Raw genomic sequence first — 12,560 nt, forward strand, 5'->3', positions numbered from 1 at the left:
TCTATGATCAATCGGGTTTTACCAGTTTTACCCTAGAAGTATTAGAATTTAGTAAAACTATGATAAAAAATATATTTAAAAATACTCTTCAGCCCCAAAAACTACTTTTTTCCGATTCCCGATTCCCGATTCCCGATTCCCGATTCCCGATTCCCGATTCCCAATTCCTGATTCCCGATTTAAGACTAATGAACTAGTTAAGTTAGCCAGTTACTCTAACTTCATAGTTCACGCTTCCTAGCCAAGACATCCCAGGTATTTGGTATGGCTTGAATAGTAAACCATCTAAGTTGCCATACTTTACTATATGCTTGAGAAAATGTTGAGAACCTTTAAAAATATCAACACTATTAGGTATAGAGTTATCTTCTGTACCTAAATGTAGAGGTAATTTAGCTAAATCCTTGAGAGACTTTAACGACTCATAGGCTGAAGTAAACTGGATATAAGTAGAAATAGCGCTACGCATTTTTGAATCAAGTCCAGCCGGATTCTTAAGTTGATCTTCTTCAATAACTGCGCCAAAACGCTTTTTAAGAAACGTCCTAACATTGTCTGAGTAGGACTTGGAATTATACTGATAAATCGCCTGAGTAATGGAAGATTGCTTACCAGAGTTAATCATTTCTCCTACCACGTAAGCTGCAATATCCGCAGTATAATCAGAATCTCTGGCTAACCTATCCAAAGCTTCTTCTACAGTGTTAACATCTATGTTGTCATTGGGGTCTCTATAGGCCACAATAGCGGAACCAATATCTCCAGCCCATGAGGTATGGTCACCAGTCCAGCTAGTGAAATCTGACCATTGGAATCCAGGCTGATCAATTTGATCAGAAAGGGAACCGATAAAATGACCAAAGTCAGTAATTTCACCACTTAATATCAATTCATTGATATTGAGTTTTCCTTCAAATTCATCTCGAATATACTCTTGGTGATACCCCGTAGCTGTACTCCATAACCGACTAGTATATGCCTTCTTAGTGTACCCACGCAAATGATTAACAATTTCATAAGCGGATTTACCAGGGTTCTCACGTTCAATTTTCTCGATGAATTCCAATGCTTCTTGTAGTTTAGACATAGGTTTCAACTAGATTAATCCCTCTTAGTGATACTGTAACCTACGTCTTGGAGTTGTTAGATTCCGGATTTGTTGGGCAGATTTAGGTTTGAAGGTTGTCAGGTTGTCAGGTTGAAGGTTGGATGGTTGTTTGGTTGAAGGTTGGATTGTTGTTTGGTTCAAGGTTGGATGGTTGTTCGCGTAGCGTGGCCTTTGGCCAAGGTTGAAGGTTGGATGGTTGAATGGTTGTTCGCGTAGCGTGGCCTTTGGCCAAGGTTGGATGGTTGTTCGCGTAGCGTGGCCTTTGGCCAAGGTTGGATGGTTGGATGGTTGTTCGCGTAGCGTGGCCTTTGGCCAAGGTTGAAGGTTGGATGGTTGTTCGCGTAGCGTGGCCTTTGGCCAAGGTTGTTTGGTTGAAGGTTTGGAAGTTTAATAACCTGTAACCTGTAACCTGTAACCTTCAACTGCGTCACCTATAACCTGTAACCTTCAACTGCGTCACCTATAACCTGTAACCTGTAACCTGTAACCTGTAACCTGTAACCTTCAACTGCGTCACCTGTAACCTATAACCTTCAACCTTCAACCTTCAACCTTCAACCTTCAACCTGTAACCTATAACCTTCAACCTTCAACCAACTTTAAACCTTCAACCTTCAACCAAATAATATTCCTATCTTCTACCGCATCGCAGCAGTGGGGGGCAAAACTAAGTTAGGGTTTGACCCCTGCCCATGACCGTTAAGGGTGCCATTATCAGGATTATCTTGGAGTAAAGCCTCCCGAATCATCCGAGCAATTACTCGCTGTGCCAAACTACCAGCAATTTTTTGTCCCATTTCCTGGGTCTCCTGTTTTATCAACACTTGAGGAATAACTGGCAACAATTGCACTAGGTCAAAACCAGGAGTGTCTTGTAAAATTTTCCAAATCCGTTGGATATTCTCAGTATTTTCAGGTTTATCTTCTGGCTTCTTGTCTTGATTATCCTTATTATTTATTTCTAAGCCTAGACGTTCCTGCAAGGCATAACTGACGTTATCCAATGTCCGTCTTCCAAAGCTATCGATAGCCTTGACAATTTCATTGACCATCTGCTCCCGGATGAAGGTTCCTCGGTCTGAAAAAATAAAGTCTAGGGTCTGATCTAAGACTTGGTTTATATCATAATCTGGAGAATTTCCAGCATTGCGCAACAGGTTTTCCAGACGGTTCCAACGGAAACCCTCATCCTTGAACAGTAAATCCCTTAAGGATGCCCGTAATTCTGGTGATGGATCCGTCAATAGGCGCTTGGCTACATAAGGATAGGCTTTACTGAGTACTTTGAAATCTGGCTCAACATTCATGGCAATCCCTTCTAAGGTGACGAGGGAGCGAATAATCAGGGCATAGTAAGCGGGTACCCGGAAGGGATACTCATACATCAACGCTGATAACTGGTCAGTGATACTCTTGAAGTTGAGTTCTGCCACACTGGCTCCCAAGGCGTTGTTAAAAACCTTGGCCAGGGCAGGAATAATTGGTGTCAGGTCTGTATCTGGGGTCAAAAACTCGAGCTTCACGTAGTCATTGGCCAAACCAGGGAAATCACGATTGACCAGATGGACAACAGCTTCAACCAAACCATAGCGCTGATACTTCTTGACTTGGCTCATCATCCCAAAGTCAATATAAGCCAGCTTGCCATCAGAAGTGGCTAACAGGTTTCCAGGGTGAGGGTCAGCATGAAAGAATCCGTGTTCCAGTAGCTGTCGCAAGGAACAGTTTACCCCAACTTCAATCAAGTGCTTGGCATCAATGCCTTGAGCCTTGATTGTCTCCATATCCGTCAGCTTACTACCCGTTATCCATTCCATAGTCAGGACACGACGCCCAGTGTAGTCCCAGTAAATTCGGGGAACATAAATTTCCGGTAGTTTGCCGTAAAGCTTGGCAAAGCGTTCAGCATTGCGCCCTTCATGCTGATAGTCCATCTCTTCAAAGATACGGGCACCAAACTCGTCCATGATGGCAACCAAGTCACTGCGCACCCGCTTGACATTGCTTTGTACCCAATCTGCCAGACGGCGTATAATGTATAGATCGAGGGTAATTTTATGTGCCAATCCTGGTCGCTGTACCTTGACCGCAACAGTTTCCCCAGTTTTGAGTTTGCCCTTATACACCTGCCCTAAAGAAGCGGCTGCCACAGGTTTTTCACTAAGTTCAGCGAAAATATTTTCCGGGCGATCGCCTAATTCTTCCTCAATAAATTGATAAGCCACCTCATTCTCAAAGGGTGGGAGTTGGTCTTGTAGCAGCGTCAACTCTTCTAAGAAAATTGGTGGTACTAAATCCGGTCGTGTGGATAAAGCTTGTCCGATTTTTATGTAGGCTGGTCCTAGGTCGGTTAAAATTTCCCGCAGCTGAATCGCTCTGGCTCGGTTCTCGGTAACATCCCGACCCCGAAACCGATCCCACCACAGACCTAGAGCAAACGATACAAATGACCAAATAATCCTGAAAGACCGCCGTAGAACTAGCAGGTATGCCCTCTGGTACTTAGCTGCGATCGCGGACGGGTCGTACCGTGGTTTTTCTGTTTCCAAGACAGAGGATTCCGTTGTCGAGCTCAACTCTTCCTCAACTGAGCTATTGCTGCCCGACACTGGCACCAATAACTTCTCCGCATCAGCCTCTGAGTCTAGTGCTTGATGAGAAGTTGGGGAAACTGTTTTAGGATTCATAAGAAGATATTTCCGACGGACCAACAGAAGCGATTCTGTAAACTATTGTAACAAAAGGGGGATATCATTAAAACTTAATAAAGGTTCGGCAATCTTCATAGGAGAATGGTGGAATAACCCATTCCTGGGTAAAAATACTGATTTTTAGTGGACAGTTGACGATAAACTGAATGGTGAACGGTCAACGATTACTAGAGTTAACCCTTAGACTTCAATTGGGTATTAAGGTGTGACTTTTTCGAAATTGTTACAAAATGTGTTTAATATCACAATTTTCCCAACAGTGAATTTTGCTCAATGTTACTTTATTTGCGAATTCACAACTTTGCCTTAATTGACCACTTAGAAGTGGAATTCGGTGCTGGTCTAAATGTTTTGACTGGGGAAACCGGTGCGGGTAAGTCCATTATTTTGGATGCCATTGATATTGCCCTGGGGGGAAAAGTCACCAATCGGCTGATTCGCACAGGGACTAAACGGGCTTTGGTAGAAGCAACCTTCTCCGTAGATAACCCCTTGATAGCCTGGTTGAGTGAGCAAGAAATTGACTTACTTGATCAAGCCGATTTAGTCTGTAGCCGCGAGATTACCGCAACAGAGAAAGGCATGCGATCGCGTTCTCGGGTCAATGGCACGATAGTTAATCGGCAACTGATGGAGGGACTGCGTGAGCGCTTGGTAGAAATTACTGCTCAGGGTCAAACCATACAGCTAATTATGCCAGCACGGCAACGAGGGCTACTCGACCTTTACGGCGGTTCCCTTGTGATCCAACAGCGAGATCGAGTTGCATCTGCGTATATAGCTTTTCAAGAGGCCAAGAAAGCTCTAGAGACACAGCAAAAGTCTCAGCAAGAACGCCTACAACGTCTGGACTGGTTAGAGTATCAAATTCAAGACCTCAGTGCTGTCAACCTTAGCGCTCCTGATGAACTTGAACAGCTTGAACGTGAACACCAGCGTCTGAACCATGTGGTGGAACTCCAACAGAGGAGTTACCAAGTCTATCAAGCACTTTACCATAATGATCAGGGTACAAAAGCAAGTGCTGACTTATTGGGTCAAGCGGAAAGTACCTTACAGGATATGGTAGACTATGATAGTCAATTGCAACCTCTACTAGACTTAGTCAGTGGAGCATTGGCTCAAGTGGTGGAAGCTGCCCATCAGATTAATGCCTATGGAGATGGACTAGAGACTGATCCGGAACGTCTCCAAGTGGTGGAGGAAAGAATTGGGGTTCTTAAACAAATTTGCCGCAAATATGGACCAACCCTTGCTGAGGCAATCGCTCACTATGAGACCCTACAGGCAGAACTGGAAGAATTAGGCAGTGAAGGTGCATCTCTAGAAGAATTAGAGACAAATTATGCATTGAGTCAGAAAAACGTTACCGATGAATGTGAGCAACTGACGAAATTGCGCTATGGGGCTGGATCAGAACTTGAAAAACAGCTGGTTAACCAGTTAAAGCCCTTGGCTATGGAGAAGGTAAAGTTTACAGTGGAAATAAGCCCCATTGTACCCACGGCAGCTGGTGGAGATCAAGTCACCTTTTACTTCTCTCCCAACCCTGGAGAACCCTTGCAACCTCTTGCTAAGACGGCTTCCGGTGGAGAGATGAGTCGGTTTTTACTGGCACTGAAAGCTTGTTTTTCCAGCAGTAATGAGCCAGGAACAACTTTAATTTTTGATGAAATTGATGCTGGGGTGTCTGGTCGGGTAGCAGGAGCGATCGCAGAACGACTCTACCAACTCAGTCAACGCCACCAAGTTCTTTGTGTGACTCACCAACCATTAATTGCTGCGATGGCAGACCAACATTTTAGGGTGGATAAACAGGTGATTGCTCAACCGATTTCTAGCATTTTGAAACAACCATCTTCCCCTCAAGGTAACTGCTCTAGCAGTACTCAATTAGTTACCCAACTCCCCGAATCGGGAATGCCCGAGCTTCGAACTGTAGTGAGAATTAGCCTCCTGAATCATCCCCAAAAGCGGCAGGAAGAAATCGCTCAGTTAGCTGGTGGACAATCAGCTCAAGACGCTATGAATTTTGCGGCTTCCTTGTTGTCCCAAGCTGCTAGCTGGCGTAAGACATGCACAGTGGGAAAACAGGACTAAGGCCAAACAGCTAAATGTTAAAACTTGTGAGGTTGTGATGCATTAGTTTAATAGTTAGATCGCAATTGATTAATTAAGCTACTGACAAATTAATCTAGAATGCACTATAATCCAGTCAGGCCATGTTTAACTATCAATCAGAAAAAATCTACTCAGCGGCCAGCATAGAAGGTGCTCTCTAGGTAATCAACAGATTAGCCTTAAACCCAGATCAATTCGGTTAACTGGCTCTGACGAGTCAAGAAGTATCAATCCAAGAGTCAATAAATATAAAAAAGACTCTATCATTAGATCGCTTCAGCATTCGCAAAAGCTTTAGCGCAGGATAATTCTATGGTAGCTGCATCTGTTTATCAACACAATTCAAATCAGGTGGAAAAGGGGAGCATATCTGAGGGAAATTCCTCAGCAGCCGGTTCGCTAGTTGCGGCGGGACAAGGGATATCTAACTTTCTGGCACCTTTAAACCGGGAAAGTTTAAAACAAGTAGTCCCAAGTGTAGAAAGCGCACTCCAGATCGTCAATCAAACCCTGTCGATGCTGGACGCTCTACTGGAAAACCAAGATTTTGAGAAGGTTCTCCAGGAGATTTTGAATGCGATTACTCTCAAGACGGCAGAGTTAATGAATGCCGACCGAGTAACAATATTTTTTCTGGATGAAGACAAGCACGAACTTTGGTCGGTAGTGGCAAAGGGAGAAGGAAACAACACCTTAGGAGAACTTCGATTTCCAGCTGATAAGGGCATTGTTGGTGAAGTAGCTACTTTCAAAAGGGTGGTTAACGTTCCCTACGATTTTTATGATGACCCTCGTTCTAACACTGCCAAAAAGTCTGACCAAAAAACTGGATATCGCACCTATACCCTACTAGCATTGCCCCTGTTGAATCTACAGGGAGATTTAGTTGCTGTAGTCCAATTACTGAATAAGGTCAAAAATTCCTATACACAGAACGCTTCCTTAAACGAAAAAATTGATCAACAGGGCTTTACTGACGAAGATCAAAGACTGTTTAACGATTTTGCTCCTTCGATGCGGCTGGTTCTAGAATCTTCCAAGTCCTTGTACCGAGCTACCCAGAGACAAAGAGCAGCAACAGCACTGATCAAAGCCACAGAATCCCTCAATCTCAGCAGTTTGGATCTAGACGAAACCCTCAAGCGGGTGATGGATGAGGCGAAAACGCTGATGAAAGCCGACCGTAGTACCCTGTGGCTGATTGACCGAGAGCGTAATGAACTGTGGGCGCAAATTCCCCAAGCGGATGGTTTATCCCAAGAAATCCGGATCCCAATGGGGGTTGGCTTTGCAGGCAAGGTAGCTCAAAGCGGTGAAGCTCTAAATATTCCTTTTGACCTATACGATCATCCCAATTCTAACAATTCCAAAAAAGTTGATCAGGAATCTGGTTATCGCACCTGTAGCCTGTTGTGTATGCCAGTGTATAACTCCAATCAAGAGTTAATAGGTGTAACCCAACTAGTCAACAAGAAAAAAAGCGGTGACTTTGAGCCCTACAATCCAAATGATTGGCCGAAAGCTCCTGCATGCTGGAAAGCAAGTTTTAATCGCATTGATGAAGACTACATGAAGGCGTTCAATATTCAAGCTGGGGTAGCCATACAGCGAGCGAAACTGTTTGCCACCATCAAACAGCAGGAACAAATTCAGCGGGATATGCTGCGCAGTCTCAGTAATGGGGTTATTTCCACCGATAAAACCGGTAAGATTATCGCTACCAATGAAAGTGCCAAGAAATTGCTGGGGTATTACCCTGGAGACAGCTTGGAGGGGTTATCGGTTAGTCAGTTGATTAACATCAAAGGCGGAAATTTTGCTCAATGGCTGCAGAATGCTTTAACTGCCAAGACAGAAAAAGACAGCCGTCAGTATTACCCCGACCAAACCTTGATCTCACAGGGGTTAGAATCAACCAAGCATTGTGTGAATCTCTCGATTAACTCTATTGCTGATGCCAGCGATCAAACCCATGTCTATGGTGCTTTGGTAGTCATGGATGACATTAGTGATGAAAAACGCCTCAAGACTACCATGTATCGCTACATGACCCAGGAGTTAGCAGAGGAGTTACTTAAGCTTGATGACCATAAATTAGGAGGCGATCGCAAAGAGGTATCAGTTCTGTTCTCCGATATTCGTGGCTATACTGCCTTGACCGAAAGTTTAAAGGCAGAAGATGTCGTGGGTATGCTCAACGACTATTTTGAGTCGATGGTGGATGCAATTTTTGAATATAAAGGTACCCTCGACAAATACATTGGCGATGCGATTATGGCTGTTTTTGGTTCGCCCTTGCCCCAAGAGGATCATGCTTGGAGAGCAGTCCAAACCGCCTTAGAGATGCGCCACCGTCTCAAAGAGTTTAATCAAGAACGTGTTAAAGCTAATCGAAAACCTTTAAAGATCGGGATTGGCATCAACTCCGATAGCGTCATTAGTGGTAATATGGGTTCAACTAAACGAATGGAGTTTACCTCTATTGGTGATGGAGTCAATTTAGGTGCTCGCTTGGAAACGGCTAGCAAGCAATACGGTTGCGACATCCTAATTAGTGAAAATACTTACAGAGCCTGTTTTGATCAGATCTGGGCTAGGGAATTGGACAAGGTAATTGTTAAGGGCAAGACCAAGCCAGTATCCATTTATGAATTGGTGGGCCTAAAATCTGAACCGATTTCGGAGTACAAAGCACGAATAATTGAACATTACTACAAAGGCCGCCAGTATTACCTCCAGCGACAGTTCGCCCTTGCCATGGGTGAGTTTGGCACCATTCTAGAAAAATATGACAAACATGACCGAGCATCTGTATTGCACCTGAACCGTTGTCAGCGTTTTCTTCAAGAACCTCCTAACGATGACTGGGATGGTGGCTGGAAGTTGTTAGAGAAATAGTCCTTAGTCCTTAGTGATTGGTCAAAGGATAATTTTTAAGACCATACCACCCATACAATAGGCGCTTAGCAACAGGTGCAAGCCTAAGTCTTGTTTAAATTAACGCGCGGACTAATCGATTAACGATTAGAGAACCTTGTGAGTGTACTCATGCTGTTTGACATTATCTTCCTTAGTAACAACTCGCTGCATATTTAGCAACCGCTTGCGTTCTGTGGAAAAGTTGAAGTTATCAAAGGTTGTGCCAAGGGGAATATGAGCGATCGCTTCTGGACAACTCTTGTAAGTGCGTGCAGCGGCGAAGGCTCGGTTAGTAAAATCATCGCAAAACTGAGCATCCTCTGGAAACTCAGCGGGTTTGAAAAGGCTATCCCCTGAGATTACTTTACCTAGAGTCGTACCACAAGCCACTGAGTAAGATGTAGGAACACTTTTAAGCAGTGCTTCTAGAGAGGCTGAGGGGATGGGTTCAATAACTTGAACTTGATGAACTTCACCCTCTTCTTTGATAAAGCAGGTGGCTAACCCCACCACCAAGTAGTTATCGGTAGATAGATCCGGAGCATTAGCTAAGGGAGTTACAGCGGTCATAAGACTATTTGAGTAAACGGTTTGAAACGAAGATAAATCACCGGCCAAGATAAATCAAATCAATAGCTTTGGTGGAATTATATCACCAGAGCAGGCCAGCTGATATCGATTAATAAAACAGGTGCTCACCTAAGTCTTCTCTATTCTTCTCTTCTTGATGCAAAGCGCGAGTGGGGGAAACCCCCGCGTGAAGGCGCAAATCACGCTAAGTCTGGTGGTGGAGTGATGGCTTTTTGCCATTGTCTTGATGCAGTCGCTGGGGGAACGGCAGTCGCTCATGGGGGGAGACCCCCAAGACCGCGCTGCCTCCCCAAGACCGCGCAAATCACGCTAAAGCAACCGTAATATCAGCCAACCACTAGCCATATTTGACTGCAGGTGGATGACGTATAACGGATTGAGCTGTTATTTGTAGATTTAAGGATGGCTGGGTTAAATAACCTGGAAGCGTTATGATTAGGTTTCTAAAAGCAAAAGCAGTTTTTGGCTACCTGCCATTATCTGTTTTTGTTCATACCGTTGATGATATGGCGAAAGAAAACTATACATTAAAGTGTAATGCTACGTGAACATCATGACATAACCCTACTAAAGTTGCGCCAGCAAGTTGGCTTAACTCAGCGAGAACTTGCTGAAGCCCTTGGAGTAACCCAGAAAACCATTTCCATTTGGGAAAGGGGCAAAATGCAGCCTAAGCTCTCCTTTTGGCAGACTAAGTTAATCATGGAAAAGCTCAACTGCACCCTTGATCAGCTAATCATTGCCACTGAGCTGAAACACCAGAATGAAAATGAAATTAAATCATCCAGAATGATACCACATAATCCCAGATTTTTCTAAAACTCAAGGGTGTAATCTTGGCCTTTGGCTAGGTCTGAATGAGGCACCGATTGCGAAGCTGGCTGCCTAGTATTGGTTGGCTAGGGTCAGCACTACGCTAGTCGTTTGACTCTCATAACGATCTGCACAATGCGCTTTGCGCTTTGATAAATTCTCGTTTGGATTATACCTGAGTAAAAACCATTTCCTTACCAAATTCGTTACCAAAACTGTTACGAGGACTATGCCCACGGTTAGCGTACTCTACGATCAAATTTAGTTAATGCTCCTTAGACCAGTCTAAAAGCTGTGGAACTCTTAGTCCCATGGCTTTTTGTTTGTTATAAACGTTTAGGATTTTTGGATAGCTTTGTCTTGATGCAGTAGCGAGTGGTTTGGGTTCTGTGTGCGGAACCTGCGTCTGCACCTGTCTTGATGCAGTAGCGAGTGGGGGAAACCCCCAAGACCGCGCTGCATCGCTCTCCAGCCCCGTGGGAACCCCCGCATGAAGGCGCTGCATCGCTTACAAAACCCCCTTAGAGCTTGGAATCATCCCTGCACGACGAGGATCAATTTCTACCGCCATGCGCATTGCTCTGGCAAATGCCTTGAATGTTGCTTCAATAATATGATGTGAATTGATGCCATCTAGTTGGCGGATATGTAGGGTGAGCTGACTATGGTTAACCAGTGCGACAAAGAACTCTCGCACCAGCTGGGTATCATAGGTTCCGACACGCTGGGTAGGAATTTCCAAGCCATAGCTTAAGTGAGGACGTCCAGAAAAATCTAGAGATACCAAAATCAATGCCTCATCTAGGGGAGCCAGGAAATTCCCAAAGCGGAAAATTCCTTTGCGATCGCTTAATGCTTTTGCCAAGGCTTGCCCTAGGGTAATCCCAACATCTTCATTAGTGTGGTGATCATCAATTTCTATGTCTCCCTTTGCCTGCACCTCTAAGTCAATCAGTCCATGGGAAGAGATTTGATGCAGCATATGGTCTAAAAATGGGATTCCTGTATTAGCGGTGCAGATACCTGTACCATCTAAATTAAGTGACACCTGTACATCAGTTTCCCCAGTAGTACGCCTGACTGAAGCTGTTCGCGCCTTTAACCTAGACTCTTGGGTGTTGAGAATTATCGGTCCGCTCTCGATCTGGGTCGGGTTATCGCTTACTTGCATTACATCTTTACTCCTGTCTAACTTAGTCTGACTTATTAGTCTCACTTATTAGTTATTTGCCGATTTTGCAGTAACCAAACTAATTCATTATTCTTCAGTTCAGTATTCGCGCATTGCATCAACCATGACCGAATGCGCGAAATAATTATCAATTTTTGATGCAAAGCGCGAGTGGGGGAAACCCCCGCAGGTTGGGCTTTGGTGCGTTTGACCCGTAATTAAAGTCGCCACGGGTCGCACCTGTGCATCGCTTTTTATGTTCCTATTCTATAGTTGACGCAATTGTTCTTAGTCACATTCCCATTATTTCGTAACCAGCGTCTACATATAAAACCTGACCAGTGATGCCACTGGCTAAATCGCTACACAAGAATGCAGCTGCTTTACCCACTTCTTCCTGAGTAACAGTGCGGCGCAGTGGTGCTACTTTCTCTACATGATGAATCATATCCATGATCCCCCCAACTGCTGAAGAGGCTAAGGTCCGGATTGGTCCTGCGGAGATAGCATTGACCCGAATCGTTTGGGGTCCGAGTTCTGCGGCCAGGTAACGAACACTCATTTCCAGTGCTGCTTTAGCAACACCCATCACATTATAATTGGGAATTACTTTAACCCCCCCAATATAGCTGAGGGTGACAATGCTACCACCATCAGTCATCAAGTGTTTCCAACCTGCCGTTAGTCGATTGAGGGAGTAACTGCTAATGTCTAAGGCTAGGGAAAACCCCTCACGGGATGTCTGACTAAACTCTCCCGATAGATCCTCTTTATTGGCAAAGGCTAAACAGTGAATCAGGATGTCGAGTTTACCCCATTGCGAAGCGATCGCATCCGCAATCGCTTCAATTTGGGCATCGTTTCGGACATCACAGGGCATGATAATGCTAGGCTCGAGGGGCTCTACCAGGTCTCGAACTTTTTTCTCATAGCGACCTTTTTCGTCAGGCAAAAAGTTCACACCTAAATTTGCCCCCGCGTTATGCAACTGTTGGGCGATCCCCCAAGCAATAGAGCGGTTGTTGGCAATGCCAGTGACAAAAGCATTTTTTCCGTTGAGATCGAGCATGGTTTTTAGGTTGAGTCGCGCTATGAGTCAGGGTTGAAGGTTAGTTAGCCATCTATA

10 protein-coding genes are annotated in these 12,560 nt (G+C 44.6%); 4 read left to right on the plus strand and 6 right to left on the minus strand.

Annotated elements, in window-relative coordinates; translation table 11 throughout:
* A partial coding sequence (locus F6K52_RS21920; protein WP_293082581.1) for a hypothetical protein occupies window positions 1-197 on the plus strand: 197 nt, incomplete at its 5' end.
* A 5-nt stretch (window positions 198-202) separates the two neighbouring features.
* Here the strand turns inward: F6K52_RS21920 and F6K52_RS21925 are convergent.
* The 3 genes from F6K52_RS21925 to F6K52_RS21935 form a co-directional block, all read right to left on the minus strand.
* Window positions 203-1,087 carry a hypothetical protein gene (locus F6K52_RS21925; protein ID WP_293082586.1) on the minus strand — a complete coding sequence of 295 codons (885 nt, stop codon included), beginning with the start codon at window positions 1,085-1,087 and terminating at the stop codon, window positions 203-205.
* Between the two features lie 106 nt (window positions 1,088-1,193).
* Window positions 1,194-1,469: a hypothetical protein gene (locus F6K52_RS21930; protein ID WP_293082591.1), complete on the minus strand. Its 276-nt coding sequence runs from the start codon at window positions 1,467-1,469 to the stop codon at window positions 1,194-1,196.
* A gap of 277 nt (window positions 1,470-1,746) precedes the next feature.
* Window positions 1,747-3,795 (minus strand): AarF/ABC1/UbiB kinase family protein, encoded by a 2,049-nt coding sequence (locus tag F6K52_RS21935; protein WP_293082596.1) that lies wholly within the window; start codon window positions 3,793-3,795, stop codon window positions 1,747-1,749.
* A 297-nt stretch (window positions 3,796-4,092) separates the two neighbouring features.
* Between F6K52_RS21935 and recN the strand changes: the two genes are divergently transcribed.
* Window positions 4,093-5,919, plus strand: coding sequence for a DNA repair protein RecN (recN, locus tag F6K52_RS21940; protein WP_293082601.1), 1,827 nt, complete (start codon window positions 4,093-4,095; stop codon window positions 5,917-5,919).
* 333 nt (window positions 5,920-6,252) lie between these two features.
* Window positions 6,253-8,838 carry an adenylate/guanylate cyclase domain-containing protein gene (locus tag F6K52_RS21945; RefSeq protein WP_293082605.1) on the plus strand — a complete coding sequence of 862 codons (2,586 nt, stop codon included), beginning with the start codon at window positions 6,253-6,255 and terminating at the stop codon, window positions 8,836-8,838.
* 126 nt (window positions 8,839-8,964) lie between these two features.
* On the opposite strand, the gene F6K52_RS21950 is transcribed toward F6K52_RS21945, so the two are convergent.
* Entirely contained in the window at window positions 8,965-9,429 is a 465-nt protein-coding gene (locus F6K52_RS21950; protein ID WP_293082610.1) for a hypothetical protein, read from the minus strand.
* A 558-nt stretch (window positions 9,430-9,987) separates the two neighbouring features.
* On the opposite strand from F6K52_RS21950, the gene F6K52_RS21955 reads away from it, so the two are divergent.
* Complete coding sequence (locus tag F6K52_RS21955) at window positions 9,988-10,269, plus strand: helix-turn-helix transcriptional regulator (protein WP_293082613.1); 282 nt, start codon at window positions 9,988-9,990, stop codon at window positions 10,267-10,269.
* A gap of 502 nt (window positions 10,270-10,771) precedes the next feature.
* Here F6K52_RS21955 and hisB read toward each other — a convergent pair.
* Together hisB and fabI are read right to left on the minus strand one after the other, a co-directional pair.
* On the minus strand, window positions 10,772-11,434 hold the full coding sequence (gene hisB, locus F6K52_RS21960; RefSeq protein ID WP_293082616.1) for an imidazoleglycerol-phosphate dehydratase HisB: 663 nt from the start codon (window positions 11,432-11,434) through the stop codon (window positions 10,772-10,774).
* A 292-nt stretch (window positions 11,435-11,726) separates the two neighbouring features.
* Window positions 11,727-12,503, minus strand: coding sequence for an enoyl-ACP reductase FabI (fabI, locus tag F6K52_RS21965; protein WP_293082619.1), 777 nt, complete (start codon window positions 12,501-12,503; stop codon window positions 11,727-11,729).
* Window positions 12,504-12,560: the final 57 nt, after the last annotated feature.

The organism is Moorena sp. SIO3H5, assembly GCF_010692395.1.
GTDB lineage: Bacteria > Cyanobacteriota > Cyanobacteriia > Cyanobacteriales > Coleofasciculaceae > Moorena.